The following is an 18,518-nucleotide window of genomic DNA, read 5'->3' on the forward strand; positions in this document are numbered from 1 at the left end:
CTAAAAAACAAAAAAGAGGCTACACATAGTGCAACCTCTTTTATTAAATTTTAGCTATTTACTATAGTAAATCTCTTAATCTTTGTGCAGCACCTTCTGCTGTAATATCACGTTGTGGTGTCCCAAACATTTCGTAACCAACCATAAATTTCTTAACAGTTGCGCTTCTTAACAATGGTGGATAAAAACTCATGTGCCAGTGCCAGTGAGAATTGTCTTGACCATCTGTTGGAGCTTGGTGAATACCACTAGAATATGGGAAAGATGTATTAAATAAAGCATCGTATGCTTTTGTTAACACAGAAATAGCCTCTGCATATAACGTTGCTTCTTCTTCTGTCATATCCAAAATAGAATTTAAATGTCTCTTTGGAGCAATCATTGCCTCAAATGGCCAAACTGCCCAAAAGGGAATCAACACTACAAATGCATCATTTTCATAAATAATTCTATCTCTATCTCCATTTAATTCTTGCGATAAATAATCACCTAACAAACTAGACTTTTTATCAGCAAAGTATGCTTTTTGAGTATTGTCTTTTTTAAATACTTCATTTGGTAAACTAGACTGAGACCAAATTTGTCCGTGTGGATGTGGGTTACTACATCCCATTACAGCTCCTTTGTTTTCAAAAATTTGCACATAATTAATTGCCTCTTTAGAACCAATTTCTTTGTACTCTCTTTGCCAAGTTGTTACTACTTCTGTAATTCCAGGAACATCCATATCGGCTAAACTCTTAGAGTGATCTGGACTAAAACAAATTACTTTACAAATACCCGTTTCACTTTGTGCTTGTAACAAACCATCGTTTACTTCAAAAGAAGGAGAGTCACTTTGTAAAGCGGCAAAATCATTGGTAAAAACGTATGTCCCTTTGTAGTCTGGATTTACATCTCCACTAATTCTTGTATTCGTAGCACATAAATAACAAGACTCATCGTACGAAGGTCTTTTTTCGTTGTTAACCGCTTCGTTCTGACCTTGCCAAGGACGTTTAGATCTGTGTGGAGAAACTAAAACCCATTCTCCTGTTAAAATATTAAACCTCTTGTGTGAGTAATCTTCTAAATTCTTATCCATCTTATTAAATGTTTTTCTTTGTTAAATTAAGTTTGTTCCATCAGACAACGCTACCTCGTAAGGAGAACATTCGTGTCCAAATTGCTTTGTATAAGCCGCTACTGCTGTTTCTTTAAACGCAGCAACTGCTGTCTTTTTAATTAAGTTGATGGTACAACCACCAAAACCACCACCCATCATTCTTGCACCAAGAACATCTGGATTTTCTTTTGCTAAGTCTACTAAAAAGTCTAACTCAACACAACTTACTTTGTATTGATGTTGCAATCCGTTGTGAGAACCGTAAATTAGTTTTCCTAACTCTTCTAAATTTCCTTCCTTCATGGCAACTGCTGCTGCTTGTGCTCTGTTGTTTTCTTGCACAACGTACACTACTTTCTGAAAATCTTCTGCAGACAATTGGTCTTTTACTTTTTCTAGATCTGCTTCGGTAGCATCTCTTAAGGCATCAATCCCTAACAATTCTGCTGTTTTTTCACAAACTGCACGTCTGTCATTATAAGCACTGTCGGACAATTTATGTTTTACGTTGGTGTTGAATAATAATAATTGATAATCTCCAAAATCAATAGTAAAAGGTTCTGCTTGAGCCGTTCTACAGTCTAATAATAACGCACTGTTCTCAATCCCGAACATAGATGCATATTGATCCATAATTCCACATTTTACCCCCACATAATTATGTTCTGCTGCTTGTGAAATTAAAATCATTTCATATTTAGTCAATCCTAAATCAAACAATTCGTTAATTCCAAATACAACACTGTTTTCTAAAGCTGCTGACGATGACATTCCAGCTCCATCAGGAATATTCCCTCCAAAAACAATATCAAAATTACCTACAGTTTTACCTTTCTTTTGAGTTTCTGCAACCACACCTACTACATAAGCATGCCAGCTAGATAAGTTTTCTGTATTTAGGTTATTGGTATCAAATTGATACGTTTCATCCATATCTATAGCAATCGCTGTAGATTGTCCACTTTCACTTTTTTGAATAGCAGCTACAATACCTTTATCAATTGCAGCAGGAAAAACAAAACCAGCGTTGTAATCTGTATGTTCTCCAATAATATTGATACGTCCCGGAGAATAAATAAGCACCGGTTCTGAGGTAAAGCTTTTTGCAAAACTTTCTGAAACTTTTTGAATTAATTTAGTATCCATTTTTTATGAATTTATATATTAATGATTGGCTAACTTTTATGCAAAAGTTAATTTTGGTTTATTTTTTTAGTTGATGGCAATACTCCAGTTTACACTGTGCGATGCTCCTGCTTGCAATTCTTCTAATCCTAATTTGTTGTTAAAACTATCTGATATTCCTGTTACAGGCTCTAATGCAATGGTATTTGCTCTTGGCGGTGTGTACATTTGAAAATAATTTTCTTTGGCAGAAGATTCAATAGTCATTTTGTAACTAGGTGTGTTAAAAACAACAGTTCCGCTATCTAACGCGTAACAATTGTCTAATTGCTGCTCTTTAATTTCAAACGGCATTTCTACTTTTCCCGCTACAACATCACTAGTAATCATTCTATCGTCAAAAGCAACCGTTTTAGAACTTAAAAATTCTAAACTACTTTTTGATAGATCTTTACACACAAAATATGGATGCCATCCTAAAGTAAACGGAAAGCTAGATACATCATTATTTTCTATTTCTATTTCTAACACCAAATTTGCTTCTGTTAGTGTAAACTTTAAAGCAATTGTATATAAATACGGAAATCCAACAGCCTTTTCTCTTTCTACATATTTTAAAGTAACGGTAGCTCCATTTTCAGTAACATCAGAGTTTACAACAGAAAAAGTTTTGTTATAAATTAACCCATGTAGTGCGTTATTTAAGTTTCCTTCATTACAATCTAATTGAAATTCTTGATTGTTATAAGCATACTTTCCGTCTTTAATACGGTTTGCAAACGGAAATAAAACAGACGAAGCATAGGTGTTTTTATATTCTAAAGGACTTAAATCTTCTATAATCGTTTCCGATTTTAAGACCAAGCTCTCTAAGGCACCTCCTCTATTTAAACAAATTTTAGCTTTTGCTGTAGCGCTAGCATTTGCAAGCTCTACGTAGTCTAACCCTTGAGACTGTAATTGATTAACTGTATACAATTTTTTATGTTTTATAGTGATTCTCTTATAATTAAATGATTTGGGTTTTCTATTCGCAACTGTTCTTTATTGTTTAACATTTGTGCTAAACGTTTTCCCATTTCATTAAAATCTGTAGAAATGGTTGTAATTCCTCCTTCTACAATTTCTTTTAACAAAGTGTCGTTGTACGATATAATTCCAATATTTTTAGAAACGATCAAACCTTGTTCTTTTATTTTTTTTACAATTCTTATTAAGTTTCTATCATCAGGAATTACATAGACTTCTCCTTTAGATAGAATTCTATTTTCAATAGAATCTACAACTTCATATTCAATATCAAAATCTTCACAAAAAGATCGATATCCTTTTAACATTCCTTGAGGTTGATTTTTTTTAGAAAAAAGCAATATCATTTTAGAATACTCTTTTATCTTTTCTACTCCTTTTTCTAAATTTTGATAAATATCTTTTTCAAAATTTTGATAAATTCCTGAATACATGTTTAATTCAGGATGCATTTGATCTAGAATATAAACCTTTTCTTTAGGAAGTTTTTCTATAATTTGTTCAGTGTTTTTTAAGTTGGCTGGCATTATTACATAAGAACTGTAATTTCCAATACTATCAAAAATCAACTTACTAAACACCTCATTATTAAAATGATGAAAGTAAATATCTACTTCTGTATTAACCTCTAAATATTTTAATAAAGAATTATACAAGTCTTCTTTAAAAGCATTTAATTCATCAAATAAAACAAATACTTTTTTACCAACCTCTACATGCTCACTTAAAACATAATAGCCTTTTCCCGCTATAGATTGAATAATTCCTCTAGTTTTTAATTCGTTAAGAGCAGTTAATACCGTATCTCTAGATACTTTATTTTCTTTCTGAATTTTACTAATAGACGGAAGCTTATCTCCTTTTCTAAGCACTTTACTTACAATAGCCTCTTCTACAGATGCAATAATCTGCTTGTATTTAGGCACACCTAACTTTCTTTCTACTGGAGTTAATGTCATTTAGCAAATATAAACAAAAACTAGTATGTACTAGTATGGTTTTAAAAATAAATCATAAAAAAAATTCCAACTCATGAGAGTTGGAATTTGTACCTAGGGCGGGAATCGAACCCGCACTTCCGAAGAAACTGGATTTTGAATCCAGCGCGTCTACCAATTCCGCCACCTAGGCATTTAGACTTGGAGGTTGCAAATGTAAAAAAATATCAATGTATTCACACATAGTAAACCAAAAAAATTTCTACTTTTGCAAACAAATTAATCCATTCACAACAATACAAACACAAATGTCTGTTAATCAATTAACTCCAAAAGTTTTTGCATGTTCGCAAAGTACAGAATTAGCAAAAGCAATCGCTAAACATTATGGTACTGAATTAGGTGATTTAACTGTTTCAAGGTTTAGTGACGGTGAATTTCAGCCTATTATTAATGAAACCGTTCGTGGTAGAAGAGTCTTTATCATAGGATCTACTTTTCCAAACTCAGACAATTTAATGGAGCTGTTATTAATTTTAGATGCTTGTAAAAGAGCATCCGCAAAACACGTAACCGCAGTAATTCCTTATTTTGGTTGGGCTCGTCAAGACAGAAAAGATCAACCTCGTGTAGCTATTGGAGCTAAAATGGTTGCCAACTTACTAACTGCTGCAGGTGCCACTCGTGTAATGACTATGGATTTACATGCTGGACAAATTCAAGGTTTCTTTGAAAAACCAGTAGACCACTTATATGGCTCTACAATTTTCTTACCTTATATAGAAAGCTTAAACTTAAGCAACTTAACCATTGCTTCTCCAGACATGGGAGGTTCTAAAAGAGCTTATGCTTATGCTAAGTACTTAAATAGCGATGTAGTTATTTGTTACAAACAAAGAGCAAAAGCCAACGTAATTTCTCACATGGAATTAATTGGTCAAGTAGACGGACAGCATGTTATATTAGTAGATGATATGGCAGATACTGCTGGTACACTTACCAAAGCAGCAGATTTAATGATGGAAAGAGGAGCTTTAAGCGTTAGAGCAATTGTAACACACCCAATATTATCTGGTGATGCTTACGACAAAATTGAAAACTCTAAATTAACAGAATTAATTACTTCAGACACTATTCCATTAAAACAACAGAGTTCTAAAATAAAAGTATTATCTTGCGCTCCCTTATTCGCAGAGGTAATGGATAAAGTTCAGAACTTCAAGTCAATAACGGATAAATTTATCATTTAATATATATTATGAAATCAATTACAATCAAAGGATCTCAAAGAGAAAGCGTAGGTAAGTCAGCGACTAAAGCCTTACGTAATGCTGGACAGGTACCTTGCGTTATATACGGAGGGGACAAAGTTTTACACTTTTCAGCAGAAGAAAAAGCATTTAAAAACTTAGTTTACACACCAAACGTATATACAGCTACGATTGAAGTAAATGGAGAAAAATTTGAAACTATCTTACAAGATATTCAATTCCACCCAATTCACGACCAAATTATTCACGCAGACTTTTACCAGTTACAAGCTGATAAAGAAATCTCTATGAGCGTTCCTGTAAAAGTTGTAGGAAAATCTAAAGGTGTTGCTATGGGAGGTGCTTTACGTAACAACTTACGTAAATTAAAGGTAAAAGCAATTCCTGCTAACTTACCAGACTCTGTTGAAGTAAATGTTACAGAATTACAAATTGGTAACAAATTATACGTTTCTTCTTTAAGAAACGATTCTTACCAAATTTTACATAACGACAACACTGTTGTTGCACAAGTAAGAATGTCTCGTAATGCTGCTAAAGCTGCTGCAGAAACAGAAGAATAGTATTCTTTACTACATAACATTAAAAAGAGCGTTACAATGTAACGCTCTTTTTTTATACTAAATTTTCTTAAGACATTGTATATTTGCGAAAAAGTTGCGATGACATTCTTTTCTAAATGGTTTCAACCCAAACAAATTTCTAACGAAAACCCCATGAAAAAATTCTTAATAGTAGGACTTGGTAATATAGGATCTGACTACGAAAACACCAGACACAACATTGGTTTTAAAATTTTAGAAGAACTAGCCAAACAACAACAAGTTTCTTTTAACACCGACAAACTAGGTGATGTAGCCGTTTTTAAATTTAAAGGAAGAACCTTTATCCTATTAAAACCATCAACTTACATGAATTTAAGCGGGAAATCTGTTAAATACTGGATGGACAAAGAAAAAATACCACAAGAAAACATCTTAGTTATTTCAGACGATTTAAACATTGACTTTGGAACCTTTAGACTAAAAGCCAAAGGAAGTGCAGGCGGACATAATGGACTAAAAGACATTAATGAAAAACTAGGCAACCAAAACTACGCTAGATTCCGGTTTGGAATTAGCGCAATGTTTGGAAAAGGAAAACAAGTAAATTATGTTTTAGGAGAATGGGATAAAGATGAAGAACGTTACTTTCCTGAATTGTTAGACAAAGCTGCCAAACTAATTATCTCTTTTGGAACTGCAGGTATTGGTAACACTATGAATCAATACAACGGAAAACAAGTAGACGATTTATAGCCAAGGCATTTCCCTAAAAAAAGTTTAGGGTCGGGCTTTTACTACTCGCTTTTTTAACCACCAAACTAAGTTTAGTAGTTAAAAAGAGCTCAGACACATCGTTCAATCCCTAATGCAAAAATTATTGATCACTAGCATACCATTCTGCAAAAGAGCTACTTGTTTCCTCTAGCTTTAAAGAATGTAATGCTATATTTTCAGGCAATCTGTTTTTAATTTTTTCAGCAAAATCTATCAGCATCATTTCACTAGTTGGCTGGTAATCTACCAAAATCACATCATGTCCTCTGTCTTTTAATTCTTTTGCCAACTCTATATGCGGTGTGTTTTTATTAAAAACACTTGCATGGTCAAAAACATCTTCAATTTCAGATTTTACAATATTTTTTAAATCTGTAAAATCAATCACCATTCCGTTTTTAACATGGTTATAATCATCAATAGGTGTTCCAATTACCGTTACGTATAGTTTATAACTATGCCCGTGTAAATTACTACACTTACCATCATAACCATATATAGCATGACCTGTTTCAAAACCAAACTTTTTTGTAATCCTTATTTTATTCATTCTATTTATTTTTAAACTGAGCCAATGCTTTTTTAGCTTGGTCTGATAATATTAACTTACCACTAATTGCAGCTCTTTCTTTTAACAATTCCCCCCAATCACTAGTACCTCTCCAAAATGTTTTCTTTATTGCAGCTACTGCATGCGAATTGTAGATAACCAATTGCTGTAAAAATAAATCTACTTGTTTATTTAACTCAGCCAAATCTTTATAAACCTTAGCATACAAACCTACTTGTTGAGCCCACGCTGCAGTTTTCCATTCTGTAGGGTTTAAACTTAATTCTGTAAAATTTGTCAATCCTATTTTTCTAGTTACAGCTGGTTCTATTACAAAAGGACCAATTCCTATGCTTAACTCCGACATTTTAATACTTGCTGTATCTGTTGCTAAAACATAATCACTAGCAGCTGCAATACCAACACCACCTCCTACAGTTTTACCCTGTATAGAAGTAACGATCATTTTACTGCTCTTACGCATTGCATTTATTACATTAGCAAAGCCCATAAAAAAAGCAGTTCCGCTCTCTATGCTTTTCACCTCTAACAACTCATCAAAAGAGGCTCCTGCGCAAAAAGCTTTTTCGCCTACACTTTTTATATGAATTACGCGTACATCTTCATTTTCTTCGCAAAGTAAAATAGCTTTGCTTAATTGTTTTAACTGTTCGCTAGTTAAAGAATTACTCGCTGGATTGTAAAACTCTATAGTTGCTACTTTGTCTATTAAAGTAGTTTTAACGTGTGCTAAATCTATCATATATATTTTTATTGAAGGTTTAATTTTAAAAGCTTAGCAAATTTCATACCCAAAAGTAAGGTTCTTAACAACATCCAAACAAGGAAAGCGATCCAAATTGCAAAAATTTTAAAACCTAACAAATCTAAGATAATCAAAGTAGGAACAAAACCCACAAAGGTTGCTATTAACTGAGTATTTCTTAAAGTTGCCGCTTGAGCCATTCCTTTGTAAACATCATCATAAACAAAAGCAACTGCATTTAAAGGCTGCATGACAAGTACCATCCAGAAAAAATTTTCAAATGTATTGATCACTTCTGTATTTTGTGTAAATACTCTTCCAACAAATGGATACATTATAAAAAATAAAATAGCTAAAAAAACAGAAACTACTAAAGCATACTTTGTAATTGTTCTTACCAACAAAGCCAAATCTTTATAATTATCCTCTCCTTTTAGCTTACCTGCTATAATGGCAGAAACACTTGCATATCCATCAATAAAAAAAGCAAAAAACAACCATATTTGAAATGCAATGGTAAAAGCCGCTATATAATTAGAGCCATACTTTGTAGCGTATGCATTAGACAGCACCAAACTTGTGTTTAGTGCAATGGTTCTAATCAGCATATTTAAACTAATACCTATAGTTCTTTTTAACTCTGGGTGCACCTTCCAAATTATTTTTAATCGGAATCGGGTTTTTACAAACAACAAAACCAACGCAAAAACAAACATAACCAACTGAGCTATTAAACTTGCCCAGGCAGCTCCTTCTACATGCAAAGCAGGAACTAGTCCATCTATACCATATACCAACACAAAATCTAATACAATGTTTAAAATAGCTCCTGTGGCACTAATAACCATAGGCCAAAAAGTGTTTTGCAAACCTCTAAAAATAGAAAAGACAGAAACTATAAATAATAACAACGGAAAACCCATTGCTCTTATCCGATAATAAGAAACAGTATAATTTAAAACCAATCCATCGGCATTGTAAAGTTTAAAAATTTGAATGGTTAAGAAATAGGTAATTAAATAAATAAGAAGCCCCAATATAATATTGATTCCAATCATTTGAGCAGGCAATCCTATAATTTTATCTAATTGTTTTTTACCTAAATATTCTGCCACCAAAGCAGCAATTGCAACTTTACTTTGGGTAAAAATCCATCCTAATGTTGCTATAAAAGAACCTGCAATACCAACAGCTGCTAACGCTTCGGTTGCGTTTACAGAAACGTTTCCTACAATAGCAGTATCTGTTAAAGACAGAATAGGCTCTATAACCCCAGACACAATAGCAGGAACAGCAATACTATTAATATACTTAAAAGAAAATTTATTTTTGCTCATTGATAAATTGAATGGAGTGTGCTACCACCTTTTGTAAATCTAAGGGCATCTCTTTTTCTGTGTAAGGCTGATTATTTCCTAATGCATGGTTCATGTTTTCTATCCTAATTAATGTACTACTTGGATTCCATTTTTTTACATTTTCTGATTCTACCACTTTTACCACAACATCATCTGTACCGTGGACTAATAAATGATTTGCTGTTAGTTTTTTAGCTGCTTGCTGAATATCAAATCGTTCTTTATTATTGATGAAATCTTTGTAAAAAGAAATATAATGTGGCATTTTTTGTTTGGTTCGTGCATTTTTAATAAAACCAACCCCTCTTACTTTCCACCACCAAAGCTTAAATCCTTTAGGAAAACGAGCCTCAAAATCTGACACTCCTGCCCAAGAAATTACATTTTTAATTCTAGGTTCTTCATTTGCTTTTAATGTTACAATCCCTCCACCTCTAGAATGTCCTATTAGCGTAATATTATCTACGTCTATTTCTGTATTTAACTCATCGTGATCTAATACAAAATCGATAACCGATTGTAAATCATCCATTTCTTTGCTAAACGTATTTTGTCCAAAGGCTTTTAAATCTGGAAAGTCTATAGGCTGTGTTACCGTTCCTCCGTTATGAGAAAAACTAAACTTTGTGAAAAAGAAGTTTTGTTTGGCAAATTCTGTAGCCATTAAGTTCCAAGCACCCCAATCTTTGTACCCTTTATAACCATGACAAAAAACAACAATTGCTTTTTTTTGTCCGTTTTTGGTATAATGTAAATCTGTTAAAATTGGTCTTTTATGTTTTCCTTCTACCTGAATATTTTTATGAACCATTATACTTCTTTTTTAAATTTTTTATCTAAATTTTCTAAAAAATTACGTTTGCTATCTAATATCTCATCAATTAAAGCAAACAAACTTTGTTTAAAATCTTGTAAATGTTCTTTTGAAACTTTTTCTTCTTTTTTGTATTTATTTTCAGCAAAGTTCATTGCTAAAAATCCAGATTTAAAGTTTTTAAAAGAATAAATCCCTGTTTGAAGTAGGTTTCTTTCAAGATCAAAGTTTTCTGTTTCTGTATACAACAAGACATAGGTCATTACCTGTAAAATTTTATGATATTTATAATCTGTTGTTGCCAAAGAAACATTTGATAACTTTAAGTCTTTAGCCTCTACTTTTCCTGTTTTATAATCTACAATTCTTCTAACTCCATCAACCTCATCAACTCTATCTATTTTACCTTTTAAAAGTATTTTATGTCCATTGGGAGTGACTAGAATTGCTTTGTATTCACCTTCTAAACTTTTAACCACAATCTCTTTACCCGACTCAACCTCTTGCAATTCTTTATTTAAAAAATTTAACACAAATTGATTGGCAACTTCATTGATTAATTTGTTTTTTCCGGTAGTAGTATCCCCTTCTTTAAAATATTCTTTAAACTTAGAAGACACCATTGTTTTAGCCTCCAATTTCATTTTTTTGAGATCTTCTACTATCAATATTTTATTTAAATACGGCCTGTACAAAAACTCAAGAGAATCATGAACTACTGTTCCTAAAGTATTGTGAGCTACTTCTTCTTCTACCTTATCTGTTTCTCTAATTTTTAAGACAATTTTTCTATAAAATTCTAAAGGATCGTTTACGTATTCTATAATTCTACTTGGTGAAACTCCTTTGTTAAAATAAGCTTGTAATAACTCTATTACTCTAGGTGTTTTTATAACTTCTCTCGCTTTTACTTCAGAAATATGTACAGGAGCTACAATGTTTTTATGAGTTACGTCTTCTTGCTTATCAATTAACAACTGTGTTAAAAAACGACTCATTTCACCTCCACCAAAATCGTTTGGCTTGGTGTTATACATTAAATATATGTTTTGTGCTCTTTGAATTAATCTGTAAAAATGATATGAGAAAATGGCATCTTTTGCCAAATAAGTTGGCATTTTAAAATGTTTTTTAACTTCAAAAGAAATAAATGAACGCTCAGTTTTTCCCGAAGGCAAAACACCTTCGTTTACCGATGTTAAAATTACATTCTTAAAATCTAAACAACGGGTTTCTAACACTCCCATTAACTGCATTCCTTCCAAAGCTTCACCTTTAAAATCTACAGTTTCTAAAGGCAATAATTTTTTAAAAATCTTATAAAGTACCTTAATATTATTAATGTATTTATATTGACTATTTAGGTTTACAATTTCTTGAAACACTTTTCTATACCCTTCTACATACAACAATTCAATTCCTTCTAAAAGAGTATTTAAATAATTGATAAAGTCTAGAACATTTGATAAAAAACCTAATACCGTAGAAAATTCATCAAACAAAGAAACAATTGACTTATTAAAATTATAGACTTTACATAGTTGAACTAAATTTTCTTTAGTAAGAAACACCAAATTGTTTTTGGTAATATGTTCTATGATTTGATTATTAGTGTTTTCTGTAATTTTGGCAACGTAAGGATGTCTAAAAAAAGACAAAATATCTTTGTAATAAAAAGCCTCTTTCCCTAATTTTTGTTTATTTAAATGTGCATCAAACAAAGACTGAAACAAACCTGCTAACGGAATATTACTCAATGCATACCCCATTGTAATGTTTACTTTATTTACATTGCTAGGCAATGAATTTAAGACCACTGGTAAAATAGACTCTTCTGCCAATACAAAAGCGGTTTCTTCTGGATTGATTTGATTTTCTAAAACAGAAGTTGCAGCCTTAATTCCAGTAACACTTATGGGAGTTCCTAAAATTTGAATGTTTTTTTTCTGCTTAAAATGATTGTTTACAAAGTTTTTTCTTCCTTCTTTTTGCAAACACTCCCATTCACTAAAAAACTTTCTAATAAAAAGTCCGGCCTCGTGCTTATTCTCTAAATAATACTCATCTACATCCCAATAAATATGATTGTAATCTATTGCTAAAAAACTTTTAAAAATTTCTTCTTCGGCTTTATTTAATGCATTAAACCCTATAAAATGAAAAGATTTATTTTTATGTACCTCTAAATATTCTTGATGATTTTGATACGCTTGTTTGTAAACCAAACCTTGATATCCAGCTTTTTTTTCTAATAAAGAATCACTTAATTTTTGATAATATATATATAAGTCTTGTATAAAAATCATATAATTTTTTACCGTAGTTGTTTCCTCATCATTTTGGGGAGACCAATCTTTAATATTCTGAATATCTGTTAAATAAGAAAACATTTCTTTTGCATTGACCAAATGCCTATCAATCTCATTAAAATCTTGTATTACAATGGTAGCCCATCCTATAAATCTTTCAAACGTATCTGGCTCTTGGCCTTTATATTCCTGATTATAGACGTTAAAAAATTCAAAAACTAAAGACACTTGATCCATGGTCTCTAAACCAGATATTTCTTTAATAAACTTTTCTATACTTATTATTTTAGGCAAAAAAGAGACCTGTCCTTTCAGTTCTTGCTTAAAACAGTTTTTAATATAAATACCTGCACGTTCACTAGGAACAATACAAATTGTATTTTTTAAATCTTGTTGTTTTGCTATTACAGCTTTTGCTGTTTCTGCTAAAAAAGTATCCATATATAATCAAAAAAAAGCGAGTACATAAAGGAACGGTTTTTTTAAAGAGTATAAAAAATTAGACACTAAAAAAGCCGTTCCAAATTGGAACGGCTTTTCAATATATTTAATCTTTATTATTCTGACTCAATAGCTGTTAAAACAACTCTTCTGTTTATTGCTCTACCTGCTGCAGTTTTGTTACTTGCTATTGGTTTAGTTATACCATAACCAACTGCATGTAATCTTTTACTATCAATTCCGTGAGTACCTAAGTAATCAACAACCGCTTGCGCTCTATCTTGAGATAATTTTAAGTTTTTAGCTTCGTTTCCAGAGCTATCAGAATGTCCTTCAACATCAAACTTAATATTCTTAAATTCTTTCATAACCTCTGCAATTGCATCTAAAGTAGTAGTTACACCAGCTTTAAAGTTTGCTTTACCAGAGTTAAATTGAATTGTTTTAGCGTAAGTACCTAATTGTTTTTTAGCTTCTTCTGTTAATTTTTTAATAGGACATCCGTTGTTATACTTAGGACCTTTAACGTTTGGACATTTATCAACATTATCAGCCAATCCATCGTTATCAGAATCTGGACATCCATTAAATTTACCTGCTAAGTTTGGACACTTATCTTTATCGTCAGCAAATCCATCTCCATCCGCATCAGGACATCCTCCTAATTTACCTGCTTGATTTGGACACTTATCTTTACTGTCTATAACTCCATCTCCATCCGCATCAGGACATCCGTTAGTCGCTGCAGTTCCTGCATATTCAGGACAAGCATCATCTTTATCAGCAATTCCATCACCATCCATATCAGGACACCCTTGTAATTCTTTTTTTCCTACAATATTAGGACACAAATCGTCTTTATCAACAATTCCGTCAGAGTCTGTATCTTTAGCTCCAAATTTTATAACCAAAGAAACTGAGTGTTGAAAATGGTATGCTCCAATATATTGCGCACTTCCAGCCCCATCGGCATCAAATAACGAGCTTGCTTTATAAGCTGATTCAAAGTTTAAACCTACCTTATCGTTAAACCAAGTATTAAAACCTAAACCCGGTGATAATGTGATTGCAGAATCATCTTCTACCCAAGCACCACCAACACTAAATTTTGCATAAGGATCAAACCATCCTGTTTGTCCAAACCATTCGTTTAAATCGTATCTTAAACCAAGATCTAAAGAATAATAATTTTTTTCACTTACATCTCCCGATGGAATCTCATCAATAGAGTTAATTGCTCCAGCAATATCCACCGTAAATCCTTTATTTAAGTATTTAGCTACATACAATCTACTCAATACAGGTAATGCATTTAAATCTGACAAACCTACGTAATCTTTAAGCTGATCAAATGGTTTAGAAATTCCGTATCCAGAAACATCAACCATATTAATACCCACTCCTATTGCCCATGGATTTTTTTCATCTTGAGCAAATAACTTTCCTGATAAAATAAAAATAGCAATAAAAGATACTATTGTAATTTTTTTCATAATAATTTATATTTAGTTTTATACAAATATACAAATTAACATACATCAATTCCAGAACAGCATTAATAATTCGTTAAAAAAGGTAATTTCACATATCAAACAACCTTTTAACCCGCCAAAAAACAATCTGTTAAAAAACACAAAAGATCAACTCTGTACAGAGTTGACCTTTTTAAATCTTACTTTATAAAAAATATATAACTAACTATTCATCAAATCTTAATATAAAAGAAATTGAATGTTGAAAGTGATATCCTGAAGTTACTAAAGAATCATCGTTTCCAAGAGTACTTGTTTTGTATGCAGATTCTACATTTAAACCTACATTATCATTAAACCAAGTATTAAAACCTAATGTAGGCGACAATACAAGTCCTAATGATTCTGAATCTAACCAAGCTCCACCTACAGAAAATTTAACATAAGGATCAAACCAAGCTGTATCTCCAACTAATTCATTCAAATCATAACGAGCACCAAAGTCTACAGAATAATAAGCTAAATCATCATAATCGCCAGAAGGAGTCTTACTTATTGTATTAATTGCTACGGCTCCATCTACAGTAAGCCCTTTATCTATGTACCTAGCCAAAGATATTCTTGATAAAGATGCTAAAGAATTCCAATCACCAACACCAACATAGTCAGTTACCTGATCTCCTATGTTACTTAAACTTGCTGAACTGATATCAACAACGTTAACTCCAAAACCTACTGCCCATTTGTTATCTTCATCTTGAGCATTGGCATTTACTGTAACTAAAGATAGCAACAACAAGAATAATCCTGTTATTTTTAAATTTTTCATATTTATTTGTTTTTAATTTTAACAAATATAAAAAAAAATACATATTTTAAAACACATTACGCATATTCTACACTTTTAAAACTTCCATACTATCATTACAGTAAACTAGATATTTGTTTTTAACCACATACCCAATATTCTTTAAAATGTTCCCATAGTTTTCTATTTGTAATTGATGTTGAGAATTAAAAACACCCGTTTTATAATCTATAATAGTTACCTCTTTAGCATTAAACACAACTCTATCCATTATATTCACCTCGCCGCTTTGTGTTAAAAAAGATCTTTCATTATAAACCTCCATGTTGTTTTTATAATAGATTTTTAATTCTGGATGATGAATTACATTATAAATAATTTCTTTTGCTTTTTTCTCTACTTCAGTAGACAAACCTTGCTGATGAATATAACTATAGGCTACAGGAAGATCTTCTATGGTTATAATTTTTTCAAAAGCTTGATGTATTAAGTTTCCAAACAATCTAGCCTCATCATCTATATCTTGATTTTGAACTACAACTATCTGATTTTCTTTTTTATCTGTACTCATAAAATCTTTTAGCATCCAACTTTCTTCACTTTCTTTGGGTTTTGATATTCTTGTAGCATCTCCAACCTCGTAACTAAACTCCTTTCCTTTGTCTGCCATAAACAGCATAAAGTAGTCTGAATAATTTTTAGTTGTTACAGAAGCACTTTTTTTGGTATCACACAAAATAAAAAGTTGTTCTTCTGCTCTAGTTAAAGCCACATACAATAAGTTAAAGTTATCTAACTGAATGTCTTGATTAACTTGTTGCAAAGCCATATCTCCTTGCTCTCCGTACAAAGTTAGCTTGCTAGACACAGGTATTTGAAAGCTTTCAAAATTTTGAAATAATTCTTTTCCTTGGGTATCATACCATATTTTTTCGTTCTGAATATATTCTGTATCCAAATCAAAAGGAAAAATAACTACAGGAAATTCTAAACCTTTAGATTTGTGAATCGTCATTATTTGTACAGCATTTTTACTTGGAGAAACCTCTACAGTTAATTTTTCTCTTTTTCTATTCCAATAAGCTAAAAAAGATTGTAAACCTCCAGATTCTTTTAACTGAAACTGCAATACTAAATCTAAAAAGGCTTGGCCAAAAACATCCATCACAACTTGTAACTTAAACGCTCTAACTATATACTCTAATCCATCATATAAGGATTGCGAAAAGAATTCAGAAAGTTTAAAGTCCACCCCTAAATAGGCTAATAAATGCTCCGAAGTTTCTGCTTTTATACATGTTTCATAAAATTCATGATCCGAGGTTTGTACTCCTAAATGCTCTTTAAAAAAACTTACTATTTCTATTAACTCCTCTTTATCATCTTTATTTTCTAGCCATCGCATAAAACGAATAAAAAACTGAACTAACTGATTGTTTTTCAACAACAAACTATCTGGAGAAATTACCTCTATTCCTTTAGATACCAAATAATCTGCCACTGCAATACCATTGGCTTTTTTTCTTGTTAAAACACAAATATCTCCTTTGTTAAAACCATTTTCTTCTATTTGTAAAATTTGCTGATGAATCTTTTCTGCATAAAACTCTTGAGCTTCAAACTCTTCTTCTCGTTCAAACACTTCTAATTTTACATATCCTCCTTTTTTATTGTTTACTCCTTGATTTTTTTCTTGATGATAAATATCTTGATACACGGGCTCTTTTAAATAGGAAGAAATAAAAGAAAAAAACTGATTGTTAAAGTTGATAACATTGCTATAACTGCGGTAATTGGTATTTAACGTAAGAATCTCTTTGTCTACAAAAAACTGATTCTCACTTTTGTTAGACAAGTCTACAAACTGAGATGCTTTTCCTCCTCTCCACCTATAAATAGATTGTTTGGCATCTCCAACCAACATCAATCCTCCTTTTTTTTGAGAGAGTGTGTTATGAATTAGGGGAATTAAATTTTGCCATTGTAACTCAGAAGTATCTTGCATTTCATCAATAAAAAAATATTGAAACTTTTCTCCCAAGCGTTCATAAATAAAAGGCACAGGCTCATCTTTAATTTGATTACTAATAAACCTATTAAACTCTGCATTTAATCTAAAATTGTTTTCTTCTTTTAAATTAGAAAACTCTTTATTTATATAACTCAACACTGCTAAAGGCACCAGTGTTTTTAATATTTTTTTAACTAAGAAATATTGACCAAAATGTGCTTGAATTAATTTTTGAGAAATATCAAACAAAGGATACAACTCACCTTTTATTTCATCAATTTTATCTCTATCAGCTAATTTTACAGGATCTTTTGGTTTTGCTTTGGCATAAAAGCTATCTGTATCAAAACACTTCTGAACCGTTTTAATTGCAATCTCTTCTTCTTTTACATTCCACCCTAAAACAAGCTTTTTAAAATAATTAGGAACAGCACTCGATGTAAAAGAGTTATATGTAATATCGTTTTCATCTATTAAACTTAATGCCTGAGTTCCTACTTCCTTAAAAGCTACTTCTGTGTCTTTTAAATAGTTTCGAAGATTTTTTTCTAGTTTTTTAAAGTCCGAAAGATTGGTCTTGATTAGTTTAGAAATTTCTATTTCGTTCTCTTCATTCAATAGTAATTTTGCTACCTCTATTAAGGAGTCACTAATATTCCAAGATTTGTCATCGTTTACCTGATGAATTGCATAATTCACCAAAACATCTGTCAACTCTTTATCCTCTCCTATTTTTGCAATCAACAAGTCTATTGTTTCTTCTAACAAAGGTTCTGCATCCATTTCTACTTCAAAATCTAAAGGCAAACCTAAGTCTAAAGAAAAAGTTCGAATAAGCTTGTGCGTAAAACTATCAATCGTAATAATGTTAAAACTAGCGTAATTGTGAAGTATATTTTTAAGAACTCTTTTAGATTTTTCTTGTATTTCTAAGTCCGACAATCCTGTTTCACTTTTTAAAGCCTCAACAATTTGGTTTTCTTTTGCTACCGAAGCATCTTTTAATGTAGTTAACACACGTTGTTTCATTTCTGCAGCAGCCTTATTGGTAAAGGTGATGGCTAATATTTTCTGAAATTCAAAATCGCCCGATGTAAGCACAATTTTTAAATATTCTTTAACCAATGTAAATGTTTTACCACTACCTGCCGATGCGTTGTATACCTTAAAAAAACTTTCTGAAATCATAGCATAAAAAAAGA

15 protein-coding genes and 1 tRNA gene are annotated in these 18,518 nt (G+C 31.5%); 3 read left to right on the forward strand and 13 right to left on the reverse strand.

The genetic code is table 11. From position 1 onward, the window contains the following. Positions 1 to 61: 61 nt before the first annotated feature. From FHR24_RS00735 to FHR24_RS00755, 5 genes are all read right to left on the reverse strand, one after another. A complete protein-coding gene (locus FHR24_RS00735; RefSeq protein ID WP_167182429.1) occupies positions 62 to 1,084 on the reverse strand; it encodes a UDP-glucose--hexose-1-phosphate uridylyltransferase in 1,023 nt (340 codons plus the stop codon). Positions 1,085 to 1,105: 21 nt separating this feature from the next. Continuing rightward, on the reverse strand, positions 1,106 to 2,251 hold the full coding sequence (galK, locus tag FHR24_RS00740; RefSeq protein ID WP_167182432.1) for a galactokinase: 1,146 nt from the start codon (positions 2,249 to 2,251) through the stop codon (positions 1,106 to 1,108). A 66-nt stretch (positions 2,252 to 2,317) separates the two neighbouring features. After that, positions 2,318 to 3,208 carry an aldose 1-epimerase gene (locus FHR24_RS00745; protein WP_167182435.1) on the reverse strand — a complete coding sequence of 297 codons (891 nt, stop codon included), beginning with the start codon at positions 3,206 to 3,208 and terminating at the stop codon, positions 2,318 to 2,320. An 11-nt stretch (positions 3,209 to 3,219) separates the two neighbouring features. Then, complete coding sequence (locus FHR24_RS00750; protein ID WP_167182438.1) at positions 3,220 to 4,218, reverse strand: GntR family transcriptional regulator; 999 nt, start codon at positions 4,216 to 4,218, stop codon at positions 3,220 to 3,222. A 90-nt stretch (positions 4,219 to 4,308) separates the two neighbouring features. Then, positions 4,309 to 4,390: transfer RNA gene (locus FHR24_RS00755), tRNA-Leu, on the reverse strand. Between the two features lie 115 nt (positions 4,391 to 4,505). Here FHR24_RS00755 and FHR24_RS00760 point away from each other — a divergent pair. The 3 genes from FHR24_RS00760 to pth all read left to right on the forward strand — a co-directional run bounded on the left by FHR24_RS00760 (position 4,506) and on the right by pth (position 6,766). Continuing rightward, positions 4,506 to 5,447, forward strand: a complete 942-nt coding sequence (locus FHR24_RS00760; protein WP_167182442.1) for a ribose-phosphate pyrophosphokinase — start codon at positions 4,506 to 4,508, stop codon at positions 5,445 to 5,447. 8 nt (positions 5,448 to 5,455) lie between these two features. Then, entirely contained in the window at positions 5,456 to 6,031 is a 576-nt protein-coding gene (locus tag FHR24_RS00765; protein ID WP_167182445.1) for a 50S ribosomal protein L25/general stress protein Ctc, read from the forward strand. A gap of 99 nt (positions 6,032 to 6,130) precedes the next feature. After that, a complete protein-coding gene (gene pth, locus FHR24_RS00770) occupies positions 6,131 to 6,766 on the forward strand; it encodes an aminoacyl-tRNA hydrolase (protein ID WP_243846479.1) in 636 nt (211 codons plus the stop codon). A gap of 121 nt (positions 6,767 to 6,887) precedes the next feature. Here the strand turns inward: pth and FHR24_RS00775 are convergent, their stop codons facing one another. The 8 genes from FHR24_RS00775 to FHR24_RS00810 all read right to left on the reverse strand — a co-directional run bounded on the left by FHR24_RS00775 (position 6,888) and on the right by FHR24_RS00810 (position 18,504). Then, on the reverse strand, positions 6,888 to 7,337 hold the full coding sequence (locus tag FHR24_RS00775; protein ID WP_167182448.1) for a 6-pyruvoyl trahydropterin synthase family protein: 450 nt from the start codon (positions 7,335 to 7,337) through the stop codon (positions 6,888 to 6,890). A 1-nt stretch (position 7,338) separates the two neighbouring features. Then, the gene (locus FHR24_RS00780; protein ID WP_167182451.1) at positions 7,339 to 8,100 is read right to left on the reverse strand and encodes an enoyl-CoA hydratase/isomerase family protein; all 762 of its coding nucleotides are present in this window, start codon (positions 8,098 to 8,100) and stop codon (positions 7,339 to 7,341) included. Between the two features lie 8 nt (positions 8,101 to 8,108). Continuing rightward, on the reverse strand, positions 8,109 to 9,440 hold the full coding sequence (locus FHR24_RS00785; RefSeq protein WP_167182454.1) for an MATE family efflux transporter: 1,332 nt from the start codon (positions 9,438 to 9,440) through the stop codon (positions 8,109 to 8,111). Continuing rightward, positions 9,427 to 10,272, reverse strand: coding sequence for an alpha/beta hydrolase family protein (locus tag FHR24_RS00790; RefSeq protein WP_167182457.1), 846 nt, complete (start codon positions 10,270 to 10,272; stop codon positions 9,427 to 9,429). The genes FHR24_RS00785 and FHR24_RS00790 overlap by 14 nt, the downstream gene beginning before the upstream one ends. Then, on the reverse strand, positions 10,272 to 13,025 hold the full coding sequence (locus FHR24_RS00795) for a PD-(D/E)XK nuclease family protein (RefSeq protein WP_167182460.1): 2,754 nt from the start codon (positions 13,023 to 13,025) through the stop codon (positions 10,272 to 10,274). Before FHR24_RS00795 ends, FHR24_RS00790 begins: the two co-directional genes overlap by 1 nt. A gap of 116 nt (positions 13,026 to 13,141) precedes the next feature. Further along, entirely contained in the window at positions 13,142 to 14,518 is a 1,377-nt protein-coding gene (locus tag FHR24_RS00800; protein ID WP_167182463.1) for an OmpA family protein, read from the reverse strand. Between the two features lie 205 nt (positions 14,519 to 14,723). Beyond that, positions 14,724 to 15,326 (reverse strand): hypothetical protein, encoded by a 603-nt coding sequence (locus FHR24_RS00805; protein ID WP_167182466.1) that lies wholly within the window; start codon positions 15,324 to 15,326, stop codon positions 14,724 to 14,726. Positions 15,327 to 15,393: 67 nt separating this feature from the next. Beyond that, positions 15,394 to 18,504 carry a UvrD-helicase domain-containing protein gene (locus FHR24_RS00810; RefSeq protein ID WP_167182469.1) on the reverse strand — a complete coding sequence of 1,037 codons (3,111 nt, stop codon included), beginning with the start codon at positions 18,502 to 18,504 and terminating at the stop codon, positions 15,394 to 15,396. Positions 18,505 to 18,518: the final 14 nt, after the last annotated feature.

The organism is Wenyingzhuangia heitensis (assembly GCF_011762155.1).
GTDB classification, from domain to species: domain Bacteria; phylum Bacteroidota; class Bacteroidia; order Flavobacteriales; family Flavobacteriaceae; genus Wenyingzhuangia; species Wenyingzhuangia heitensis.

Coding starts and splice junctions, on each gene's coding strand:
- FHR24_RS00790 (WP_167182457.1), bottom strand. CDS start 10,272: ATGGTTCATAAAAATATTCAGGTAGAAGGAAAACATAAAAGACCAATT.
- FHR24_RS00810 (WP_167182469.1), bottom strand. CDS start 18,504: ATGATTTCAGAAAGTTTTTTTAAGGTATACAACGCATCGGCAGGTAGT.
- FHR24_RS00760 (WP_167182442.1), top strand. CDS start 4,506: ATGTCTGTTAATCAATTAACTCCAAAAGTTTTTGCATGTTCGCAAAGT.
- FHR24_RS00805 (WP_167182466.1), bottom strand. CDS start 15,326: ATGAAAAATTTAAAAATAACAGGATTATTCTTGTTGTTGCTATCTTTA.
- FHR24_RS00750 (WP_167182438.1), bottom strand. CDS start 4,218: ATGACATTAACTCCAGTAGAAAGAAAGTTAGGTGTGCCTAAATACAAG.
- FHR24_RS00735 (WP_167182429.1), bottom strand. CDS start 1,084: ATGGATAAGAATTTAGAAGATTACTCACACAAGAGGTTTAATATTTTA.
- FHR24_RS00785 (WP_167182454.1), bottom strand. CDS start 9,440: ATGAGCAAAAATAAATTTTCTTTTAAGTATATTAATAGTATTGCTGTT.
- FHR24_RS00765 (WP_167182445.1), top strand. CDS start 5,456: ATGAAATCAATTACAATCAAAGGATCTCAAAGAGAAAGCGTAGGTAAG.
- FHR24_RS00775 (WP_167182448.1), bottom strand. CDS start 7,337: ATGAATAAAATAAGGATTACAAAAAAGTTTGGTTTTGAAACAGGTCAT.
- FHR24_RS00795 (WP_167182460.1), bottom strand. CDS start 13,025: ATGGATACTTTTTTAGCAGAAACAGCAAAAGCTGTAATAGCAAAACAA.
- galK (WP_167182432.1), bottom strand. CDS start 2,251: ATGGATACTAAATTAATTCAAAAAGTTTCAGAAAGTTTTGCAAAAAGC.
- FHR24_RS00780 (WP_167182451.1), bottom strand. CDS start 8,100: ATGATAGATTTAGCACACGTTAAAACTACTTTAATAGACAAAGTAGCA.
- pth (WP_243846479.1), top strand. CDS start 6,131: ATGACATTCTTTTCTAAATGGTTTCAACCCAAACAAATTTCTAACGAA.
- FHR24_RS00800 (WP_167182463.1), bottom strand. CDS start 14,518: ATGAAAAAAATTACAATAGTATCTTTTATTGCTATTTTTATTTTATCA.